The organism is Vreelandella glaciei (assembly GCF_013415125.1).
GTDB classification, from domain to species: domain Bacteria; phylum Pseudomonadota; class Gammaproteobacteria; order Pseudomonadales; family Halomonadaceae; genus Vreelandella; species Vreelandella glaciei.
Genome location: NZ_JACCDE010000037.1, coordinates 1 through 20,349, shown reverse-complemented (window position 1 = coordinate 20,349; position 20,349 = coordinate 1). Strand labels below are relative to the sequence as shown.

At 52.6% G+C, this 20,349-nt stretch carries 19 protein-coding genes and 3 pseudogenes; 12 read left to right on the top strand and 10 right to left on the bottom strand.

Annotation, left to right across the window (positions count from 1 at the left end):
• The first annotated feature begins 223 nt into the window (after window positions 1-223).
• Window positions 224-1,129: pseudogene (locus HZS80_RS19935) on the top strand (DDE-type integrase/transposase/recombinase).
• Here HZS80_RS19935 and HZS80_RS19930 read toward each other — a convergent pair.
• On the bottom strand, window positions 1,081-2,061 hold the full coding sequence (locus tag HZS80_RS19930; RefSeq protein WP_179917089.1) for a LysR substrate-binding domain-containing protein: 981 nt from the start codon (window positions 2,059-2,061) through the stop codon (window positions 1,081-1,083). The pseudogene HZS80_RS19935 and the gene HZS80_RS19930 sit on opposite strands and share 49 nt — an antisense overlap.
• A gap of 354 nt (window positions 2,062-2,415) precedes the next feature.
• Here HZS80_RS19930 and HZS80_RS19925 point away from each other — a divergent pair, with 354 nt between their 5' ends.
• The 6 genes and pseudogenes from HZS80_RS19925 to HZS80_RS19900 all read left to right on the top strand — a co-directional run bounded on the left by HZS80_RS19925 (window position 2,416) and on the right by HZS80_RS19900 (window position 7,068).
• Window positions 2,416-2,565, top strand: a complete 150-nt coding sequence (locus tag HZS80_RS19925) for a 4-hydroxyphenylacetate 3-hydroxylase N-terminal domain-containing protein (protein WP_179917088.1) — start codon at window positions 2,416-2,418, stop codon at window positions 2,563-2,565.
• A 69-nt stretch (window positions 2,566-2,634) separates the two neighbouring features.
• A complete protein-coding gene (locus HZS80_RS24185) occupies window positions 2,635-2,823 on the top strand; it encodes a flavin reductase family protein (RefSeq protein ID WP_350359638.1) in 189 nt (62 codons plus the stop codon).
• 51 nt (window positions 2,824-2,874) lie between these two features.
• Complete coding sequence (locus HZS80_RS19915) at window positions 2,875-3,897, top strand: ABC transporter substrate-binding protein (RefSeq protein WP_179917086.1); 1,023 nt, start codon at window positions 2,875-2,877, stop codon at window positions 3,895-3,897.
• Between the two features lie 60 nt (window positions 3,898-3,957).
• Window positions 3,958-4,812, top strand: coding sequence for an ABC transporter permease subunit (locus tag HZS80_RS19910; protein WP_179917085.1), 855 nt, complete (start codon window positions 3,958-3,960; stop codon window positions 4,810-4,812).
• Entirely contained in the window at window positions 4,813-5,628 is an 816-nt protein-coding gene (locus HZS80_RS19905) for an ABC transporter permease (protein WP_179917084.1), read from the top strand. It abuts the gene before it with no gap.
• Window positions 5,629-5,793: 165 nt separating this feature from the next.
• Window positions 5,794-7,068: pseudogene (locus HZS80_RS19900) on the top strand (IS701 family transposase).
• Between the two features lie 85 nt (window positions 7,069-7,153).
• Here the strand turns inward: HZS80_RS19900 and HZS80_RS19895 are convergent.
• The 6 genes from HZS80_RS19895 to HZS80_RS19870 are packed head-to-tail and all read right to left on the bottom strand — an operon-like array spanning window position 7,154 to window position 11,778.
• Window positions 7,154-8,086, bottom strand: coding sequence for a 2-hydroxyacid dehydrogenase (locus HZS80_RS19895; RefSeq protein WP_179917083.1), 933 nt, complete (start codon window positions 8,084-8,086; stop codon window positions 7,154-7,156).
• Between the two features lie 2 nt (window positions 8,087-8,088).
• Window positions 8,089-8,553 (bottom strand): type II 3-dehydroquinate dehydratase, encoded by a 465-nt coding sequence (locus HZS80_RS19890; RefSeq protein WP_212715316.1) that lies wholly within the window; start codon window positions 8,551-8,553, stop codon window positions 8,089-8,091.
• 18 nt (window positions 8,554-8,571) lie between these two features.
• A complete protein-coding gene (locus HZS80_RS19885; protein ID WP_218927797.1) occupies window positions 8,572-9,198 on the bottom strand; it encodes a glutathione S-transferase family protein in 627 nt (208 codons plus the stop codon).
• Window positions 9,198-10,199, bottom strand: a complete 1,002-nt coding sequence (locus HZS80_RS19880) for an NAD(P)H-quinone oxidoreductase (RefSeq protein ID WP_218927796.1) — start codon at window positions 10,197-10,199, stop codon at window positions 9,198-9,200. Before HZS80_RS19880 ends, HZS80_RS19885 begins: the two co-directional genes overlap by 1 nt.
• Complete coding sequence (locus HZS80_RS19875) at window positions 10,196-10,624, bottom strand: GlcG/HbpS family heme-binding protein (protein ID WP_179917082.1); 429 nt, start codon at window positions 10,622-10,624, stop codon at window positions 10,196-10,198. Before HZS80_RS19875 ends, HZS80_RS19880 begins: the two co-directional genes overlap by 4 nt.
• On the bottom strand, window positions 10,621-11,778 hold the full coding sequence (locus HZS80_RS19870) for an ABC transporter ATP-binding protein (RefSeq protein WP_179917081.1): 1,158 nt from the start codon (window positions 11,776-11,778) through the stop codon (window positions 10,621-10,623). Before HZS80_RS19870 ends, HZS80_RS19875 begins: the two co-directional genes overlap by 4 nt.
• Window positions 11,779-12,051: 273 nt before the next feature.
• Between HZS80_RS19870 and HZS80_RS19865 the strand changes: the two genes are divergently transcribed.
• From HZS80_RS19865 to argE, 3 genes are read left to right on the top strand one after another with little or no spacing between them, the layout of a single operon-like run.
• Window positions 12,052-12,489 (top strand): RidA family protein, encoded by a 438-nt coding sequence (locus HZS80_RS19865; RefSeq protein WP_137094996.1) that lies wholly within the window; start codon window positions 12,052-12,054, stop codon window positions 12,487-12,489.
• Window positions 12,486-13,154, top strand: coding sequence for a DUF1028 domain-containing protein (locus HZS80_RS19860; RefSeq protein ID WP_179917080.1), 669 nt, complete (start codon window positions 12,486-12,488; stop codon window positions 13,152-13,154). The genes HZS80_RS19865 and HZS80_RS19860 overlap by 4 nt, the downstream gene beginning before the upstream one ends.
• Before the next feature lie 38 nt (window positions 13,155-13,192).
• The gene (gene argE, locus HZS80_RS19855; RefSeq protein WP_179917079.1) at window positions 13,193-14,344 is read left to right on the top strand and encodes an acetylornithine deacetylase; all 1,152 of its coding nucleotides are present in this window, start codon (window positions 13,193-13,195) and stop codon (window positions 14,342-14,344) included.
• A gap of 158 nt (window positions 14,345-14,502) precedes the next feature.
• Here the strand turns inward: argE and HZS80_RS23645 are convergent.
• From HZS80_RS23645 to HZS80_RS19840, 3 genes and pseudogenes are all read right to left on the bottom strand, one after another.
• A pseudogene (locus HZS80_RS23645) lies at window positions 14,503-14,939 on the bottom strand (IS481 family transposase); the annotation flags it as partial.
• A 511-nt stretch (window positions 14,940-15,450) separates the two neighbouring features.
• Window positions 15,451-16,584: a mandelate racemase/muconate lactonizing enzyme family protein gene (locus HZS80_RS19845; RefSeq protein ID WP_179917078.1), complete on the bottom strand. Its 1,134-nt coding sequence runs from the start codon at window positions 16,582-16,584 to the stop codon at window positions 15,451-15,453.
• Window positions 16,581-17,324 (bottom strand): GntR family transcriptional regulator, encoded by a 744-nt coding sequence (locus HZS80_RS19840; protein ID WP_179917077.1) that lies wholly within the window; start codon window positions 17,322-17,324, stop codon window positions 16,581-16,583. The genes HZS80_RS19845 and HZS80_RS19840 overlap by 4 nt, the downstream gene beginning before the upstream one ends.
• Before the next feature lie 401 nt (window positions 17,325-17,725).
• Between HZS80_RS19840 and HZS80_RS19835 the strand changes: the two genes are divergently transcribed.
• Together HZS80_RS19835 and HZS80_RS19830 are read left to right on the top strand one after the other, a co-directional pair.
• Window positions 17,726-19,348 (top strand): GMC family oxidoreductase, encoded by a 1,623-nt coding sequence (locus tag HZS80_RS19835; protein ID WP_179917076.1) that lies wholly within the window; start codon window positions 17,726-17,728, stop codon window positions 19,346-19,348.
• Window positions 19,345-20,256 carry an aldehyde dehydrogenase family protein gene (locus HZS80_RS19830; protein ID WP_179917075.1) on the top strand — a complete coding sequence of 304 codons (912 nt, stop codon included), beginning with the start codon at window positions 19,345-19,347 and terminating at the stop codon, window positions 20,254-20,256. The genes HZS80_RS19835 and HZS80_RS19830 overlap by 4 nt, the downstream gene beginning before the upstream one ends.
• Window positions 20,257-20,349: the final 93 nt, after the last annotated feature.

The window sequence follows — 20,349 nt, the reverse complement described above, 5'->3', positions numbered from 1 at the left end:
CAGGATAAAGTCTGAGCAAACATCGATCGCTTGGAAACCACGCTTTTCGAACCCAATGCTTAGGAAAAAACATACCGGGTTTTAGGACGAACCTGTTTTAACGCAAGTTGCTGCCAACTTGGTTTATTCGGTTACTGCAGAGTTCAGGATAATCAAATGAGCTATAGGAGTTATCCTCTGCTGGCAGCCGAGGAGCTTCTACAGTATTTCAAGGAGCAGATTTATGGACATCAAATTGCATAAGCAGGCGACCACGACATCGAAGGTCCGTGCCGAGATTCAGGCAGCGCCCGCCAGCATCAGTGATAGTGAACTGGTCCGTCAGTATGGCGTATCCAACTTGACTATTCGCATTGGCGTTACCTTGATGATCTGCTGATCGTGGCACGCGAGTTCTTGAATCGTCGCTTGTCACGCTCCGACCCGCACCGCATGCTCAAGCGACGTGAGGTGCCAACGTTTGGCGAGCTGGCCCGACAGGATGCCAGCGGTTACAAGATTCCCCCGGGCACAAGCCCTTCAAGGACTACGTGTCAGGATTCGGGCACATCGAAAGCACCTGTCCCAAATACCCGGAGAGCAGCAAAAAAACGCTACTTGTACATGGCCCTCATTCGAGCGACGCGCTGGCTGTATCTGAAAATCAGGAGCAGCTAGTCCGCGAAGGACACGCGAGCGCTCATGAAGCGAGTGGAAGAGAAGACTTCCTTCAATATCCAGGCAGTGCTGACCGACAACGGCAAGTCCTTCACGGATCGCTTCACCCGAGCCGGTGAGCGCAAGCCAAGCGGCGGCCACCTCTTCGACCAGGAATGCCAAGCTCATGGCATCAGGCAGCGCCTGATCAAGCCGGGTCGGCCACAGACGAACGGCATGCTGGAATGCTTCAACGGCCGTATCAGCGGCGTGTTGACCACTCAGCGCTATATGTGTCAGGCGAGGACTTGGAACAAGTCAAACGCTATTGTTGGCTGAAAATCACCATATCTCGCATGAGCCGCTGTACCATCAACCACCGATTGCAGCGATGAAGGAGCGACAGGCTAAACGAACTGAGTTATTTACCAAACGGTTAACCAATCACGCGGGATCCGACAATTTTACAGTGTCAATGATATGCGGATCGTAGAAGCTAGGTGCAGACATGCCTGGAATATACTGATTTGATATGAAGGTACGGCATCGGTGGGCAAACGCTTCAACTACTCGGGGTTGGTTGACTTCCTTGAGCATGGCATAACCCAAACGCATAGGGCGATGATCGCCCGCTAAACGCACGCGTACAATTCTTTTACCATCCTGAGAGCGGTTGACTTTGGGACGAACGTTGGCAATGGAGTAGCCTAGGCCATTTGCGACCATTGAACGGACGACCTCAAGCTGACTTGAGCGCATCATAATATTGGGGCGAACGCTCTCGTTCATGAATAAACTGATGAAGTACTCCCTGCTATAAGGGAGGTCGAGTAACACCATTGGAAAATCTTCGGTATCTGAGATGGAAACGGCTGACAATTCAGCGAAAGGATGCTGTTCCCCAACGATGATATGGGGAGGCAGGTCTGCTAAAGGTAGAAAATCTACATCTTCAACGTCGTTAAGGTCATAAGTAAGTGCGATGTCTAGTTGAGAACGGCGTAAGCCTTCTAGTAATTCTTCGTGGTCACCTTCGATCTGAGTTATTTTTACGCCAGGGAAGGCCCTCGCAAAACCATAAACCAATTCTGCCGAGATCATAGGAGCCAAGGAGTCAAAGCAGCCTATACGCAGCGGCCCTCGGATAGTATTTAGCGAGTCCGAGGCTAGTGAGTACAAGTTCCTTGTTTGTTCGACGATCAACTTGGCTTCTTGAAGTACTCTCTGGCCGATAACTGTCAACGATATGCCTTGCGCATGATGGCGAATTAACAGTTGTATGCCGAGTTCTGACTCGATATGAGAAATAGCAGCGGAGATGGAGGGAGAAGAAACATGAATCTGTTCGGATGCCTTTACGATACTGCCAGCCTCTCCACAAGCTATAAAGTACTCAAGTTGACGCTGTGTAATGCGACTTAGCATGGCCATGCTCCTTTGCCTTTACTTCCCATCGTCCAACATTCTATCCCATTTGTGAAGCTTGGCATGACGCGTTATGAAAACAAAGGTTCGCCTTCTTTTAGACCGTAAGGAAGTACATGGTTCCTGACGCGCTTTGCGTATATGACATTATCCTATGCCTAGACACTCATGTGCACATACATCTCGGTGCCTTAGAGATTACGTTATTTCGTTTTAGGTGTCGGGCTTTTCCGGTGCAATGGCCGATCGCTCATGCCTCAGGAATCCTGAGCTACTAAAAAGGCAAAAGCATTTTTACTTGGCGCGCATCCGTCATCCAGAATGAAAGCAGTCCTATACAACAAGGATTGCGGAATGATTCGTACGGTTGAGCACTATCGAGAAGGCATCAAAGACGGTCGAGATATCAGGATAGATGGAAAGCGGGTCAAGAACGTGGCGACACATCCAGCTTTCAAGCCGATCATCGACTTCAACTCATGCATTTTTGACACGGCTCACTAGCTCGGCCACACGGATGTCATTACCTATCGCAACGGCGATCAGGTGAATTTTATTTTCTACCGGCCCCCGATGCAGAACTCTGCGCCGATATTCAAGGATGCTACCTGCAGCTTCGACTGCCGGTTGGTCGATTACAAGGATTCGGTGCACACCGCATTCTGCTTGGGTGAAGTGGTCGCGCTGGTTAGTAATGCAAAGTCGCCGCTGATTTACTTCGACCGTGCCCTTCATTGTACAGAAGCATTGATCACCGTCTAGGGAGCCTCGCCTCCCGACGAAAAAAGCAATAAACCACATCTGGAGATGAAAATGTTCAAGAAGAACCTTTTAACCACCGTAGTCGCTCTGGGTTTTTACACAGCTACAGTCTCGGCTCAGGAGACGCTCGTAGTCGATACGTGGGGTGGAAGTTTCCGTGATCTGATAGACGAGGCGATTGCCCAGCAGTTTACGGAGGAGACCGGTGTCGAGGTTGTCTACAACACCGGGGGGACCATAGATCGCCTGAACAAAGCGAAACTGGCGGGTTCTGCCGAGAGCGATGTTACCTTCACCACCTCCCATGTAGGTTGGATGTACGTTAATGACGGGCTGTTCGAAGAGCTGGACATGTCCAAAATTCCCAACGCGGAGCATCTGGTTGATCAGGCGCGTATCAGCCCCAGCCACTTGGGTGTATGGGGATACGGTTACACCATCGCCTATCGGCCCGATCTCATTCCGGAGGGTATCGCTTTCGATAGCTGGGAAGACTTATGGGACCCCCAGCTTGAGGATAGTATCGCCCTGCCTGATTTCGACCCCAGCCACATCATTGCTGTCTCAGCGTTACTGTCGGGTTCCGATGCGGAGAATTGGGAGGATGGGCAGGAGAAGCTGGAAAGTTTGAAACCCAACCTGAGGGCTTTTTACACTAATGACGCTAACAGTCAGCAGCTGATCTCTACCGGCGAGACTCCGGTACAGCTCATGCTTACCATGAATGCGCACCACATGATGAGCGAGGGCATACCCATCGAGTTGGCCCAGCCTAAAGAAGGGATGGTGCTTGGTGTTGATACGGTAGGCGTTACCAAGGGGTCGAGCAATCAGGAGCTGGCTCATCAGTTTATCAATATTGCGCTGTCTCCTGAGGTCCAGGCCAGAATCGCCGAGGTCAAGCACGGTAGCCCTACGGTGGATAACGCCGAAATCTCTGATGATCTGGCTGACTCCCCCGCCATGCTGTCCACCCCAGAGCAATGGGCGCAGACGATCGACGTCGACCCCCGCTTGCGTGCCCAGAAAATGGGTGAGTGGCGTCAGTGGTTTACTGAAAATATTATGAACTGATTTTAACCTTTCCAGCGAAGCATCTGATGATGCTTCGCTAATTCTTATGGGTCTCTCATCATGCAGAAAAAGCCCAGATTTTTTTATTGGTTCCTACTCCCCTCTACACTGACCGCGTTTGGCTTGATTGTCGCTATGCTGGCTATCCTTCAGTACAGCGTTAGAAGTTATATTCCCGGGTCGCTGGAAGTAGGAGGGTTCACTTTCGACAACTTTATATCACTGCTTAGGCCTCTTTATGCCAGTGCATTTCTGGAAACGGTATTGCTTAGCCTGTATACGGCGATATTTACCCTTATCATCGGGTATCCGCTTGCATATGCAATGATAAGAGCGCGTAAATCATGGTGTCGATCGACGATACTTATCATTTCGATAACACCATTATTTCTCGGTGAGGTGGTGAGAACCTACTCATGGATCATTGTCCTCGGAAGCACTGGTTTTATTAACAGCTTGTTGATGGGGGTAGGCTTGATCGAGCGTCCTTTAAGGTTGATGTTTACCCAGCTTGGAGTGGTTATAGCCTTGGTTCACGTGACCTTGCCGATAATGGTGCTCATGCTTGCTGCAGGCTTGTCCCATATAGATCGTAGCTACGAACGCGCGGCGATTAGTTTGGGTGCCGGCCCGGTACGCGCTTTCCTGACCGTCACTCTGCCACTATCGATGCCAGGCATTGTCGCCGGCACCATGACCTCCTTCGCTTGGACGTTCAGTGCGTTTGCTACGCCTCAGTTGATCGGCGGCGGCCAAGTGAATACCATTTCGACGCTGGTGTATCAGTTGGGCTTTTCCTCTCTCAATTTTCCATTCGCGGCCAGCCTGAGCATAGCCGGTCTAGTGCTTACCGTTATCGTCTTATGGCTAGCCAAGCGAGTAACTAACGCCGTAGAACGGTTAGGAGTCAATTGAATGAAACGCTCACGCTCGGATCAACTGCTGTTACGCTGCGGCCAGATTGGTATCGTGATGATTCTGCTCTTTGTCATGTTACCCGCAATAGTGGTCACAATCGCCTCGTTCAATGCATCGTCGGTGCTCGCTTTTCCTCCACGCGGCTACTCATTGAAGTGGTTTCAAAACGCTATAGCGTATCGTGACTTTCAACAGGGCCTATGGAATGGCTTGATTGTAACACTGTGGGCGTCCACGTTGGCCACGTTAATCGGGACGACCCTGGCCATAATAATCAAGCGCTACAATTTCCAGGGTAAGCAGTTTCTCGAAGGCTTGCTGCTATCTCCGTTGTTCATTCCGCATTTCATGGTTGGCTTGGGGCTGTTGATGCTGGTTTCGCAATTTAACCTTACGCGAGGCTATGCAGTGGTCGTGTTCTGCCATGTGCTGTTGGTGCTTCCCTTCGTGCTCAGAAGCGTTTATGTGTCGCTGCATAACCTGGACCTGCGTACCGAACTGGTGGCCGCGAGCCTGGGTGCAACCCCATTACGGGTCGTGACGTCAATCACGCTACCTCAGCTCTTGCCCGGTCTGGCCGGCGGCTGGTTGTTCGCGGCCATCCTGTCGTTCAATGAGTTCACCGCTTCGCTGTTCGTTACCTCGCAGTCTACTCAGACGTTGCCGGTGGCCATGTACAACTATGTACGTGAGTATGCAGATCCGACCTTAGCGGCTGTTTCGGTCATTTATATCGTGATTACGGCTACGCTGATGATCGTTGCCAATCGCTTTATGGGCCTGGGCGGGATCCTGAATGTAGAGAAGAAGTGACGTCGCACACGAATCCCACCGGCCGAGACGGTCGGTGGGGTTATTAGTTTTTCCAACGGTGATCGGAGCCAGCCGCTGTGGAGAAACGCAGTCAAGGTTAGTACTACTGTGTCATAAATAGACATGTTACCAATTCGTATTTTGTCATCTGTATATTGATTTCGCATTACGGCAAACGACGCACTTCACGACCGTTTCGAGACCTGTCTTGACGAACTGTCACCTCGACTAAAACATGCTGATCGGGTGCAGGGTTTCAGGATTAAGGTCGCGGCTTGATGCTGCCGCTGTAACATAAGAGTATCGAACCCATTGCTGCCAGTGTCGATCCGAATAACGTTCAAGCCCGCCATCAGTCGCTGCATCACCTGGTGCCCGTGCCGGGTGGTCTGATCGCGAGATGCTCACTGGCGTAGCGCAGCGTGCTCCCCTACCTTCTGGCCCTCGAAAGACCCCGTTCTGAATTATCGGCGACACCGGTATTCGCAAGAAATGACGGGACTCGGTGGGCGTTTGTCACTAATACTGTGGCGAGAATAGAAAACAAGACAATTTTCAGATCGCCGTTACTTATCAGTAGTCATCGAGCAGGCCAGTTTTCCGGTCACATGGCGACTCCATCTGCCGACATCTTGGACAGACGATCCCGCGCGCTGCCGCCGCGTTGGCATTCCGGAAGAGATCGACTTTGCCACTAAACCGTAGTTCGCTCTCCAGCAGGTGCGCGAGACGCTGGATGCCAGTATCACGCCCAGTATCGTGGGGCAGAGCAGATGCGGAGTATGACAAGGTGCCCTCCCCGGCGAGAACAGTTTGAGGAATAGGGGGCTGGATTATTGCGTTGACGTGCCCGAGAGTATCAGTGCTCGGCAGCGAGCCTCTGCCCCCGCAGTGGTCCGGCAAGGGGCGACCACCGACACAGTGGAAGAGGCCACAGATCATCACCCGGTTTCGGCACAGGCATTGGTCGAGCCGCTGGATACCAATGACTATCAGAACGTTACTTGGCGGGAAGGTACCAACAAGCCGTTGGTCTCTGGATTTGCCGCTGTCCAGGTGCGTGTGGCGCGAGGCAAGCAGAAGCGCGAACCGGCGTGGTTGGTGATCGAATGCCCTCAAGGTGACGATGCTCCGGCGAAGTACTGTTTAAGTAATCTGCCGGAAGATACGTCACTGGCCACCCTGGTAGCCATCGCGAAAGGACGCTGGCGGATCGAGCGGGATTATCAGGCACTCAAGCAGGAGTTGGGGCTGAATCACTACGAAGGGCGCAACTGGCGGGGGCACCACCGTGCCACCCTTTGTACGGTCGCTTACGGCTTTCTGTTCATGGAACGCCTACGCTGCGGGGATCAAAAAATCAGGCTATGCCAAGCAGTTACTGTACCCGAAGGTTACTGGCCGCGGGGCCATGCAACGCGCACAACGCCACGTGGGTAACTCCAGCGCTACCCTACGCTGGGGCTATATCAGGCCATCATGATGGCGCTGTGTAGTAGATCACGACGTTAATTACACAGTAGAGCTAATAACCGCGCTGAAGATCGACACGGTGATGAGGTGGTTTGCCTTGACGCAGGCGTCGAATATTCTCGGCAATCTGGGCGGCAGCCGAGTCGGGCAAAGCCACTGAAGCCAAGTGCGGCGTAATCAAGACCTGCTGCATTCCCCACAAGGGGCTGCTGACCTCAAGGGGTTCTTTTGCGAACACATCCAGTGTAGCCGCCCCCAAGTGGCCTGATTGTAGCTGTTCGATGAGGGCGGTCTCATCGATGATATCGCCTCGCGAAACGTTAATCAGGCTTGCGCCACGGGGCAGTGCGGCCAACCGCTCCGCATCCAGGAGACCTCGGGTGTCGGGCGTTGATGGCAGCATCACAACCAGTATCTCGCAGTCGGTCAGAAAAGCGCTCAATGAGTCTAGGCCGTGATAGCACTCGATTCCTTCCAGTCGCTTGGGGCTACGCGACCAGCCCGCGACACTAAAGCCTTGTCGGGCCAGCTCCTCTGCTGCACGCTTGCCGAGCTCGCCCAGCCCCATCACCCCGATACGTAAGGTTTCGGGACTGCGAGGATGGCGATAGCACCATTGAGCTTCACGCTGCATGCGTTCGAAAAAAGGGATTTCACGGGCGTAACGCAACACGGCGAAAAGTACGTAGCCAGCCATCATACGCGCCATGTTGGGGTCGGACAGCCGGGTCACGGCCACGTCAGGCAGATCGTCTCGTGATACCAGCGCGTCGACACCGGCCCCTAAGTTGATTACTAGCTCAAGGTTGGGCCAGCGATGGAAAAAGCGAATAGGAGGTTTCCAAACTAGAGCATAGCGCACTTGGGAAGGGTCCTCGATATCTTCGGCACGCCTTACATCGAGGTCGGGAAGTTCCCGTTGTAGCAGCTGCTTCCATTGGCTGTAATTATCAAAATCGCTATAGAAAACTAAGATATCCCGCATCGTCACGCCTCCTTCGTGGCCAATAATTGAGGTACTGCCTCAAGTGCTTGGAGATAGCCGACGACCCCTAAGCCCGCTATCACGCCGGTCGCGGCTTGAGAAATCATCGAATGCTGTCGAAACGGTTCGCGTTTCCAGATATTGCTCATATGGACTTCGACGATCGGCCCTTCGAAGGCCAGCAGGGCGTCGAGGAGAGGGATAGAGCGGTAGCTTAGCCCGGCAGCATTGATGATTATCGCGTCATAGCTCAGGCGTGCTTCCTGTATCCAGTCGACCAGCACACCTTCATGGTTGCTCTGGCGTAAATCCAACTGCATGCCGAGTGATTCGGCGCGGGTTTGGCAGCTCTGACGAATACTGTCAAAGCTCTGCGTACCATAGGTCCCGTTACGATCTAGACCATAAAGGTTGGCATTGGGACCATTGAGAAACATTACTCGCGGGGTTATATCTGAAGTAGGCATGTTGGGCTCGTTGAGTCGTTACACGTGTGGTCGGGTTGCGGCCATGGCCGGCTGGTGATCGAATTTGGCAAACCAGCGTTCGGCCTGCGGATGGTCGCGACGCCAGTCGAGCTCCGGGAAACGGAAATCGAGATAACCGAGGGCGCAACCCAAAGTCAGGGTGCCGATCTCCAAGGGTAGAGCCTCTAATATGTCTGCCTGTCGTTCGATCTCGTCCAGCGCAGCATGGATTTTTTCTAGCTGGGCCTTATACCAAGCTTCTGACTGCAACTTGGGGTGGCGGACGAGACCTTCGTAGCGAGCCAGCATGGCGGCGTCCAGCATGCCGTCGCCAAGGGCTTGGCGCGTCAGGCTGGCCCAGCGCCGCTCGCCGGTGGGGAACAGCTTGCCTTGGCCCAAGGAGTCAAGATATTCACAGATCACGCGGCTGTCGTACAAGGGCTCGCCGGCTGCCGTCCGTGCGGCGGGGATCTTACCTAGGGGGTTGAACGTAGCGATGCGTGCATCGCGCTGAACGGGATGTGCGGCGCTTTCCAAGCACTCGATGCGACTCACTAGCCCGGTCACATGCGCTACCGCCATAACCTTGCGGATGTAAGGCGAGGTCGGGGCGTAATAGAGTTGTAGCACGGGTTGAGCGTTCATCAGGTTTCCTCCGTGAAGGTGGTGGTCAACAGGACTTTACCGATGTTGCGGTTCTCCTCAAGCGTGCGGTGGGCCTCGGCAGCATCGCGCAAATCAAACTGTGCATGCAGAGTAGGCAGCACGCGTCCGTTGGCAATGAGTGGCAGCAAATACTTAGCGACACACGCGGCCAGACGACTCTTCTCCTGACTGCTCTTGGGCCGCAAGGTAGAGGAGGTCATGGTTAGTCCTTTTCGCATCAGGGAGGGCAAGTCTAGAGTCACCTCCGCGCCTTGGAAGAAAGAGAGGCTGACATGACGGCCATCGGGTGCCATGACTTCAAGATTCCGCGCAATATAATCTCCGCCTACCGTATCCAGAACTACATCGATAGCATTTTCGCCCCACTGGTCGCGGATAACCGCAACGAAGTCCTCTTCGCGGTAGTGTATGGCGAGCGCGGCACCTAGCGTTTGTAACGCTTTAACTTTCTCGACGCTGCCTGCAGTAGCCACGACGCGGGCTCCGGTAGCGGTAGCCAAGGCCACTGCCAAGGTGCCTAGGCCGCTGGCTCCACCATGGATCAGCAGCGTTTCGCCTGGCGCAAGGCGTCCACGTTCATAGAGGTTGTGCCAGATGGTGAACAGCGCCTCAGGCAGTGCGGCGGCTTGAACCAGAGTAAGGCAAGGTGGCACGGGCAGGCAGTGATCGGCGAGCGCCAAGCAGTGAGTGGCATAACCGCCACCGTTGAGCAGCGCCATGACGCGGTCTCCCGGCTGGAATGCCGTAACATCTTCCCCCACGGCTTCCACGACGCCAGCTGCTTCGAGCCCATAGACGTCGGGGGCTCCGGGTGGCAGCGGCATGCCGCTGCGCTGCATCAGGTCGGGGCGATTGACCCCTGCTGCAGCGACCTTTATGAGAATTTCACCTGCTTTAGGGATGGGAATAGGACGGTCGACGATCTGCAAGACATCCGGCGGACCTGCCCGCTCGGCGATGATGGCGCTCATAGTTTTCATAGTTCCGGCTCCTCGGAAATGAGAGCGGCGGCCTCGGCATTTGCGATCACTATGCCCTGTTGTCCAGTACTCGAGTCGACACCGGTGCCGCCTACGCAATAATTCGCTACAATGAGCGCCTGACCACCCTCAATGTTTATCAAGCGTCCCCCAGCGGCAATGATTAGCTCGAGCTCCAACGTTGGGTTGAGCTGTGCCATGGATTTGCGGATGGACGTCGTGCTCATGGCCTTGGATATTGCGGTTTCCTTGGACAGCAGTTTGGTGCCTTCCATACGAACAAAGGTAAGAAGGTTGCCACCGTCATCGGTTATGGCGATATTTTGTGCGACGCTTAAGGACTCCGCTACGTTCATGTCGGCTTGAAACACACGCAATACACCTCGATTGCTCAGGCTGTGCTTAGCCAACGTGGACTCGCTCATGTATTGGCCTCTTTAGTGGCTCTGGTGAAGGCAGACGCGTCTTTCTCCATGAAGTTGATGCCGACTCCGGCGCCGGTTGGCCAGTCGTCGATCGCTTGCAAGCCTAGCGCCCTCACGGTGATCGGCTTTGGGATGCCTAGGTCGGGTATGTCTACGAACATGTCGGCATGATCCCCTTGGAAAACATGGCCGACGACGGTGCCGGTTAACAAGGCGCTGGGCTGTAACGGCACGAGGTGAATATTTTCGGGGCGGATATAGATATCCACGGCTTCGCCTACGGACGCCTGGACACGATCAATGCCCAGGCGTAACTGCGCACTGCCCAATTCGAAGTGCCCTATATTGCCGTCATGGCTGGTATAACGCGCAGGAAGCACATTGACGTCACCGACGAAGGAAGCCACGAACGGGTCATGCGGATTGCGATAGATATCGCTGGGTGGGGAGACTTGACGAACATGCCCGGCCGACATGACCACGACTCGGTCGGACATGGCGAGTGCCTCGCCTTGGTCATGGGTAACGAATACTGTCGTTACGCCGAGCTTGCGCTGAATTTCCTTGAGCTCTTGCTGCATGTCGAGGCGTAGATTCTTGTCGAGAGCCGAGAAGGGCTCGTCCAGAAGAAGGACTTTGGGGCGGATGACCAGTGCACGCGCCAGAGCAACACGCTGCTGCTGCCCTCCGGAAAGCTCACGTGGGCGCCGCTGACTGAAGGCTTCGAGCTTTACCAGCTTGAGAATCTGCTTCACTCTTTCTTGGATTTCCTCCTTAGGTATACGACGCATGCGTAAGCCATAACCAATGTTGTCGGCTACGTTCATGTGCGGAAACAGAGCATAGTTCTGGAATACGATGCCGATATCGCGTTGATAGGGAGGCGTATCCGTCACAAGCAGACCGTCGATGAAGATTTCGCCATTGTCGGCCTCTACGAAACCTGCCATCAAATTCAAGAGCGTCGTCTTTCCGCAGCCCGAAGGTCCCAGCAGCGTCAAGAACTCGCCCTGATAAACCTTCAGTGACACTTCATGCAGAGCCGTAGCGTCACCGAACTGTTTCCTGACGCCATCGATCTGCACTGCAATCTTGGGTTTGGCGGGGGGGAGCTGCACCTCCAAGGAGGCCTCTTCTTTTATGGTTTCAGTCATACACTTCCCTCTGGAGTTCTCTCAGGCAAAAAAAAGATTAGCCCAGCATACCCGCTTGGGTTCATGAAGCAGTTAATGCTTCTCGAAGTTGGGCTTTGAAAAAGCGGAAGCAGACTCAAGAGGAGAAGGTTCTTTCTCTGGTTTTAATTTGTAAGCAGACAAGAGGCTGCATCGGTTTTATCTAAGTACTGACAAAGAGAATATGATTTTCTTCGCAGACGGATATGCAATAGCGTCAACAACCTCACGGCATGACAGCGAACAGGACTGAATATGAACGATAAAACTAAACAAATAACGCACGAACGCATTCGTATGTTCAATACCAAGGAGACTTACCCCAACCAGTCGTTGGATAACGATCTATGCCAGGCGGTGCGAGCAGAAAACACCGTTTATGTACGGGGCCAGGTCGGCACCAACTTCGAAGGCAATTTGGTCGGGCTGGGTGACCCGGCGGCTCAAGCTGAACAGGCCATGAAGAATGTCGAGCAGCTGCTTGCGGAAGCGGGCAGCGAACTCTCGCATATTGTGAAAACCACTACCTATATTACGGATCCTCGCTACCGCGAGCCGGTCTACCGTGTGGTTGGCAAGTGGCTGAAAGGAGTATTTCCCATCTCCACTGGGCTGGTGGTATCAGGACTCGCACAGCCGGAATGGCTGATGGAGATCGACGTCATAGCCGTGATTCCGGAGGAGCGCGCATGACTTTTTCAATCGCAGCCGTTTGTGAGAAGACCGGCGAGACTGGCTGTGCCGTGAGTTCGTCGAGCATCTGCGTAACGAGCCGTTGCGCTTTCGTTGGCGATGGCGGTGCGGTGCTTACCCAGAATGTCACCAACCCCTCTCTAGGTATTAAAGCTTTGCGCCTGTTGCAAGAGGGCTTCACGCCGCAGGAGGCACTGGATCGCCTGTTGCTGAACGAGCCCTACCCCCAGTGGCGGCAATTACTGATTGTAGATCGCTACGCACGGACGGCAGCGTTTGATGGAGACAAAGCATTGGGTATAGTCGGAAAGGCCAAGGGCGGACACTGCATTGCTGCCGGCAACCTGTTGGCGAAGCCCGACGTGCCTCAGGCGATGGTGGCGGCCTTTGAAGCTTCACAGGGGGCACTTGCAGAGCGTCTGATCAAGGCGATGGAGGCCGGGCTGGCTGCGGGGGGCGAGGCCGGTCCAGTCTATTCCAGCGGGGTAAAAGTCGCCCGTCCTGGGTTTGGCTGGCCGATTGTCGACTTGCGCATTGACTGGCGGGACGCCCCCATCAATGAGTTACGCTTGCTTTGGGAGCAGTACGCTGGGCAAATGGAAGATTACCTTATGCGGGCAAAGAATCCGAATGCGGCGCCCAGCTACGGCGTACCTGGCGAATGATGACAGAAGGGGGGGCTCAACAACGCGAGGAAGAAAAGATGGATAGCCGGGCCCTGTTGGAAAGACTTATCGCGTTCGAGACTGTCAGTCGCGACTCCAACCTTGCACTGATCGAGTTCGTACGAAGCTACTTGGCCGGTCTCGGCGTGGAGAGCGAACTGATCTACAGCGACGATGGCCACAAAGCAAATCTCTGGGCCACCATCGGTCCGCGTGACCAGGGGGGCGTCATTCTTTCCGGGCATACCGATGTTGTGCCGGTCGAGGGCCAACGATGGACGGTGCCACCCTTCAAACTGACCCAGCGTGATAGCAAGCTCTATGGTCGGGGGACTGCGGACATGAAGGGGTTTATCGCCTGCGTACTCTCGGCGGTTCCTGCGTTTCTCGCTTCGCCACTTAGCCGTCCCGTGCATATTGCGCTCTCTTATGATGAAGAGGTTGGTTGCTTGGGCGTGCGTTCTCTAATCGAAGTCTTGCAGCACCGCTCACCTAAGCCCATTGCATGTATCATCGGTGAACCGACTCAGCTTAAGCCGATACTGGGACACAAGGGAAAACTCGGCGTACGTTGCGAGGTACGCGGTTTGGCGTGCCATTCCGCTTATACGCCAGACGGCGTCAACGCCATCGAATACGCAGCCAATATCGTCGTAAAGCTCAACGAAATGGCTGAGCGACTCAAGGCGCCTGACTTACATGATGCTCGCTTCGAACCGCCCCACTCGACCCTTCAAGTAGGGGTGATAAAAGGCGGGCAGGCACTTAATATCGTACCTTCGGAGTGCAGCTTCGATTGGGAAGTGCGTACATTACCTGGCCAAAATGCATACCAAGTAGTTAAAGAGGTGGCGGAGTATGCCACTCTCATTCTGACGCCTCGCATGCGAGAGATATCCGCGGCGTGCGATATCCATTTTCAACCGCTTGTCGCCTATCCGGGGCTTGCGACGGAGAAACACAGTGAGGTGGCGAAACTAATCGCAACACTCACTGGTCTTCAAGAGTTCGGAACAATCTCCTTTGGTACAGAAGGCGGCCTCTTTCAACAGGCGGGAATCCCTACTGTTGTGTGCGGTCCAGGATGCATGGATCAAGGGCATAAGCCCGATGAATTTATTGAAGCGGCCCAGTTAGATGAGTGCGATACGGTTATGTCGAATTTGGCGGAGTATCTTCGGGCAAGGTAGGCATCCATGAGGCGAAATGCGCACGATTATTTTTCAGCCTTGCCCTTGGCTAATTTCGAATGATTTCTGTCGCTCGCCGCCGTAGCTAGGAGTGACTGGAATATACATAGTTCCGAGCGTAGTAATGGAGTCCGAGATGTGGACGATAGCGGCACAGGTTGGGGCAGGTGCTTGATGTCGATGTGAATGCACCCCGAATCATAGTCCTTGAAAGGACTGAGCCATGGCTTCTCGTCATCGCCGACATCCCGCCGAGCCAGCTCCATCAGCTTTGGCACTTCTCGCCGCTTGAACATGCGCTGCAGGCTGGCTCATAAACATGCGCGCCAAGACCAGAAGGTCATCTGAGCCGAGCCGAAGGAACTGCAACCAGTACGTTCTCCTACTCGGATGTGAGCGTGGCCAGCACCAGCAGGTTTTGGTAAGTGCGTGGCTAGTCATGGATATTTTCACGGTAACGCCAACAGCGAATGGTCGAGCCGGACACGCCGAACTGCTTGGCCAACGCACTATCATTAATGATAGCGGGCGCTGCTTGTATCTCGGCACGAACCTTCGGTGTTGTGTTGGCTTGTTTGTCTAGCTTGATGTCTATGAACCTGCTCCCGGATGAATTGCTATAGAAGCTCGCTTGCTGTCAGCATAGGATAACTCCTATAGCTCGTTTGATCATCCGGCCTCTTACAACTAGCAACTGCAGGCGCTGCACTTATTAGTTGAATTCAGGGCCTAATGCCGGATTATTGGTTCATAGCAACCGCGGTAGCCAGTATGCGTCGGACAACTTCCAGCAGCTGCTGACGCAAAATGGTTATCGATGCAGCATGAGTCGTAAGGGAAATTGTTGGGATACTCAATGCCCCGTCAGAAAGCTTCTTCCACTGGACTGCCCTGTGTTCTCCGGATACTTCTAGCCTATTATTTGAGCATAGGAGGGAGTGATTCCATTTCCACTCAATGCCCATGTGGTTATGACGATCTTGCATTAACGATGACGATATTTTGTGACCCGGTAGAACTAGTCACTGATATGCTGTAGTGGTGCAATAATTCCCGTACTTCCTTGTTTTAGAGGGGAAACTTCGGTTGTTCGCTATAGAAGCTGGTTAGAAACTTCTAACTAAGTAAGGCTCTATTCTTTCCAACTTTTCCATACTACCGATCCCGAACTCGTTCCCGAGACTAGTATACCCTTGATCCACATTATTTAAAAAATCGCATAGCTCGCTGCGGAGAGGATTAGGATTAGAGTCTACTTCCAACGCACCATCCCCACCTACAGCCGCAAGTAAGTGTCCAGAGGCCAGTAGGCCAACTCCTCCTCCTAAGTAATGCGGGAAATACTTTAACCCAGAATAGTTGATCAACTTTGCCAGAGGCAGGCAATGACTAATACCACCCCATTTTGCTGCGTCCGGTTGAATAATGGACAATGCACCACTATCAATTCCTGCCTGAAAACGATCAATACCCATCAAATTTTCTCCAGCTGCTACCGGAATGTCAGTGAGACTAGCGAGCTCACGCCATTCTAGCCAAGAAGCTGTACAAAGCAGGGGTTCTTCAATCCATTTGAGGTCTAATGACTCCATCAGCGGTAACTGTTCTCGAGCTTGCTCCAAAGTCCAGCCCTGGTTCACATCTACCATGAGATCTGCACTTTCACCCAAACTCTCGCGCAAGATAGACAAGTTATCCAAGTCTCGACTCAAGCCAAAACCTATTTTAAGCTTGAAACGGTTATAGCCATTATCAGCCATTTCGGTGGCTAGACGCTCCGGGTTGGTGGGATTTAGCCCGCTAGCATAAACGGGAATTCGATCCGAGGTGCCACCTAAATGACGCCATAGTGGTAGTTCCGCCTGTCGCGCAGATAGGTCCCAGAGAGCCAAATCAATACCCGCAAGACATTGTGCGAACGGTCCTGGTTCCGCAGATTGCAAGGCTAATACCTGAGTCTTAGCCTCAAGAACAGAGAAAGCATGCGTGGGGGATTTATATGAAGCTCCGGCCATTAACGGTCGAAATACACTTTCCACTAGTTTCGCGCGGTGCTCGGCACCAACTATAGGGAAATTGCACCAGATTTCTCCCCAGCCGCATCGGCCTTCCTCGTCCATTACTCTCACTAAGACCATGGGGCGGTCTTTCATAATTCCAAAAGAGGTTTCGACTGGGTTTTCCAATGGGCAACGGTAGACAAAAGCCTCTATATCACGGATAGAAATAGTATTGTTCATGGTTTTAAATCCATCTCCAAATGAATGTAGTCGCCGCGGTATACCGCTTCCGCTACATAGATAATATTTTTGTTAGGATCCGCCAAGACCCGACGTACATTGGCGATAGGATCGCCAAGAGAGATATCGAGAAGATGAGCTACCTCCAAGTCAGCTTTGGAAATAGTAATGCTCTGCTTGGCGTGGGCTACTGTTACGCCCTCCAAGGACATGAGTACTGGTAAGATAATTTCGTTGCGGAAACGTTGCTCCGCTTTTTCAAATAAATGTTTTTCTAAATAAATAGAAATCACACAGTATTTAACGCCCTCTCTTGCATGGACGCGGCGTAAGTGATGGTAATCAGCTGCTGCTACTCCCTCATTTTTATTAAGTATTAGTGGGGTACTCAAGTCAGAAATGTTAGTCACCACGGGCGTATCGTCCCGATAGGCCTCTACCAAAGCATCTAGAGTGGTAGTCACCTTAACTGGACGTCTTTCTTCAGGGCTCTTGGTTACGAGTGTTCCAACTCCTCGCTTCATCACTATCAAACCTGATTTGGCCAGTAGTTGCAGCGCCTGACGCACCGTGATCCGGGAAACCGAGAATTCTTCCATTAACAAACTGATGGGAGGCATCTTAGTACCTTCTGGCCAGACGCCGCGATCAATTCGATAGCGGAAAATGTCCGCTATTTGCACGTAAAGTGGAATCGGACTCGAGTAGAGCACCTCTTTACTACCGTTATGATGATCCATCAATTTCTTTGCCATCGTAGGTGAAAGTATGAACGCTAATCCTGCCGCATGCGTGTGGAGCGATAGGATATCTGTATATCTACTCTAGCTGCGTACTCCCCTTAAGTTGATGTTATTGTTGACATATAGTATCAGCTCCTTATCCCGATACTCCGCAGCTTGGCTCCCATAGCTTATTGTCTTCTTAGGGCATGAGCGTCTTCTTCTATCCCTTGATCAGTTATCAGAATATCAGAGAGGACAAACCTCATCATTTTTTGGTCCTGAGCTTAGTGACACCTCCAAAACAGCCATTTCCAAGAAAGTATTGACAGAGAGACTATCATGTGAAAAGTTAATGTTCAATAAAGTCCTAACAATAGGACTTTAAGATTTCAAAAACAATATAGAGGATGTCAAGGGTGTCCGATAATGAATACGATTACATCGTGGTAGGCGCCGGTTCTGCTGGTTGTATCGTTGCCAACCGACTTTCTGCCGACGGAAAGAACCGTGTATTACTTCTGGAGGCGGGGGGATGGGATCGCAACATCTGGTTGCACTTTCCAGTGGGCTACTACCGTTCAATTTATGACACTCGGGTCGCTCGGTTATTCGATACCTGTCCCAACGAGGGAACCGGAGGACGCAATATCGTCTGGCCCAGGGGCAAAGTGATCGGTGGATCAAGTTCTATAAACGGGCTGATTTTCATCCGAGGCCAGAACGAAGATTTTGATAGCTGGGCCGAACAAGGCGCTGCAGGTTGGTCTTACAAGGAGGTGTTGCCTTATTTCTGCAAGCTAGAACGCAATAATGGCAGCCAAAGCGAGTGTCGGGGCGACAAAGGTGAGCTTCACGTATCCGATATTCGAACTAATAACCCGGCTTGTAGTGCTTGGCTTCGTGCTGCTGAGGAGTACGGCTTGCCTTTCAACCCTGACATGAACGGCAGCAGTACCCGCGGAGTGGGGCACTATCAATTGAGTCTGAAAGGACGTTGGCGATGTAGCTCTGCAAAGGCCTTCCTCACACCTGTTAAGAGGCGTGAAAACCTCACTATCTTAACTGAAGCCCCCACTAGCCGGGTATTATTTGATAACAAACGAGCTGTAGGCGTGGAATGGAAGAAGGAGGGGGCAAGACATCAGGCACGCGCAACTCAGGAAGTAATACTTTGTGCCGGTGCTATCCAAACTCCACAGCTGCTTCAATTATCTGGAATAGGGCCAGGAGAACTCCTTCGCGAACATGGAATTGAAAAAATCCAAGAAGCACCCGAGGTAGGGGCTAACTTGCAGGATCATTACCAAGTGCGCGTTGTTTATCGCCTGAAGAAAAATATTTCGCTCAATACCGACATTCGCAATCCGCTCAAACTCATGAGTATGGGATTCGATTGGCTGTTTCGAGCCTCAGGCAGTCTTACCGTGGGTGCTGGTCAAGTGGGTGGCAGCGCCTGTACTCGCTATGCTGAGGACGGCAGGCCTGATGTTCAATTCAACGTAATGCCGCTGTCCGTGGATAAGCCCGGGACACCTCTGCATGACTATCCAGGTTTCACGGCATCAGTATGGCAATGCCATCCGCATTCGCGAGGTTCTGTTCGGATTGCTTCCGCCGATCCTAATGACGCGCCAATTATCAACCCAAATTACTTTTCTGTCCCACATGATCGCAAGGTAATCGTAGAAGGGGTGAAGATCCTCCGTGATATCGCTAAACAGCCGCCTTTTAATGAACTCTGGGATGAAGAAATGGAACCAGGTTCCCAGGTAGACAGTGATGAAGCTATCTGGAATGCAGTGCGCCACAAGGGAGGTACCGTATTTCACTGCGTAGGTACATGTCGTATGGGCAGCGATGACAAAGCAGTAGTCGATCCACAGCTGCGTGTACGCGGTGTAGAAGGGCTGCGGGTGATAGATGCATCGGTGATGCCCGTAATAACGTCAGCTAATACCAATGCCCCTTCACTGATGATCGGGGAGAAAGGTGCCGATCTTATACTCAACCCCTCATCAATACAGGAGAATACTCAATGAAATATGATTATCGACATCCTCACGGCATAGGCGAAGTTTTCGAAACGCATAATCCAGCGCGTCCCGCTGAATCGGTAGGCGCCTACACTGAAGTAGGAGATGCTGCCGAAGTGGATACGATGCTCACTTCGGCTAGCCTTGCTCAGAAAGAATGGGCTGATGTGCCTGCTGTTTCCCGAGGCGATCGGCTTTTAGCTTTCCTTGATGACGTAGTAGCTAATGTGGAATATCTCGCCGAAGCAATTACCTTAGAACAAGGGAAACCCTTGGCGGAAGCGCGCAACGAAATTCTCAAGGGATGTGCGGAAGGTAAGTTCATGGCCGGTGAAGCTTCTCGGCAGCAACTTCAATCTACTGCTGCCGCACGCCCACGTGTGAGAAATCTTATATTGCGACGCCCTCGCGGTAATTTGCTGGCGATTTGTCCGTGGAATTTCCCTGTAATGACTCCGCTGAGAAAGTTATGCCCAGCTATTGCCTTTGGTAACTCACTGGTAGTGAAGCCATCGCAGTTTACTCCAGCTGCGGCTTTCTTACTGACTGAAATATCTGAACGGCACTTTCCCGCTGGCTTGGTACAGGTGATGCCCTGTAGAGGTGCTTTTGCCAGTGAACTGGTTGCCGACGGACGCTTTGACGGTGTGAGCTTTACTGGTTCAGTGACCATTGGTAGGAAGGTAGCTCAGGCCGCCGCTGCTAGCCTGATTCCTGCACAGCTGGAATTGGGAGGTAAAAATGGCGTGATCATCAACGATAGCCAAGATCTGGAGAGCTGTTTGGACCAGGTATTCGCTGCCGCTTTTCAGACCGGAGGGCAGCGCTGTACTAGCTTGAGCAGGGTAATTGTAAAACGAGATCTACATGAGTCGGTGATTGAGGGCCTAGCCCGGATTTCTCACAGGGTATAAAAGAAAGCGGCTGAAAGTGTTAACGTTTCAGGGCCTTACACCAAAAACCAACACCAACAGCCGCTTCCAAAATGGTACCTGAAAAGCTGACCT

Bases quoted from the DNA above. Each gene is read 5' to 3' on its own strand.
- HZS80_RS19885 (WP_218927797.1), bottom strand. From the start codon at position 9,198: ATGAACGCTCAACCCGTGCTACAACTCTATTACGCCCCGACCTCGCCT.
- HZS80_RS19830 (WP_179917075.1), top strand. From the start codon at position 19,345: ATGAAATATGATTATCGACATCCTCACGGCATAGGCGAAGTTTTCGAA.
- HZS80_RS19890 (WP_212715316.1), bottom strand. From the start codon at position 8,553: ATGCCTACTTCAGATATAACCCCGCGAGTAATGTTTCTCAATGGTCCC.
- HZS80_RS19865 (WP_137094996.1), top strand. From the start codon at position 12,052: ATGAACGATAAAACTAAACAAATAACGCACGAACGCATTCGTATGTTC.
- HZS80_RS19845 (WP_179917078.1), bottom strand. From the start codon at position 16,584: ATGAACAATACTATTTCTATCCGTGATATAGAGGCTTTTGTCTACCGT.
- argE (WP_179917079.1), top strand. From the start codon at position 13,193: ATGGATAGCCGGGCCCTGTTGGAAAGACTTATCGCGTTCGAGACTGTC.
- HZS80_RS19930 (WP_179917089.1), bottom strand. From the start codon at position 2,061: ATGCTAAGTCGCATTACACAGCGTCAACTTGAGTACTTTATAGCTTGT.
- HZS80_RS19905 (WP_179917084.1), top strand. From the start codon at position 4,813: ATGAAACGCTCACGCTCGGATCAACTGCTGTTACGCTGCGGCCAGATT.
- HZS80_RS24185 (WP_350359638.1), top strand. From the start codon at position 2,635: ATGCAGAACTCTGCGCCGATATTCAAGGATGCTACCTGCAGCTTCGAC.
- HZS80_RS19875 (WP_179917082.1), bottom strand. From the start codon at position 10,624: ATGAGCGAGTCCACGTTGGCTAAGCACAGCCTGAGCAATCGAGGTGTA.
- HZS80_RS19910 (WP_179917085.1), top strand. From the start codon at position 3,958: ATGCAGAAAAAGCCCAGATTTTTTTATTGGTTCCTACTCCCCTCTACA.
- HZS80_RS19895 (WP_179917083.1), bottom strand. From the start codon at position 8,086: ATGCGGGATATCTTAGTTTTCTATAGCGATTTTGATAATTACAGCCAA.
- HZS80_RS19870 (WP_179917081.1), bottom strand. From the start codon at position 11,778: ATGACTGAAACCATAAAAGAAGAGGCCTCCTTGGAGGTGCAGCTCCCC.
- HZS80_RS19915 (WP_179917086.1), top strand. From the start codon at position 2,875: ATGTTCAAGAAGAACCTTTTAACCACCGTAGTCGCTCTGGGTTTTTAC.
- HZS80_RS19840 (WP_179917077.1), bottom strand. From the start codon at position 17,324: ATGGATCATCATAACGGTAGTAAAGAGGTGCTCTACTCGAGTCCGATT.
- HZS80_RS19925 (WP_179917088.1), top strand. From the start codon at position 2,416: ATGATTCGTACGGTTGAGCACTATCGAGAAGGCATCAAAGACGGTCGA.
- HZS80_RS19880 (WP_218927796.1), bottom strand. From the start codon at position 10,199: ATGAAAACTATGAGCGCCATCATCGCCGAGCGGGCAGGTCCGCCGGAT.
- HZS80_RS19860 (WP_179917080.1), top strand. From the start codon at position 12,486: ATGACTTTTTCAATCGCAGCCGTTTGTGAGAAGACCGGCGAGACTGGC.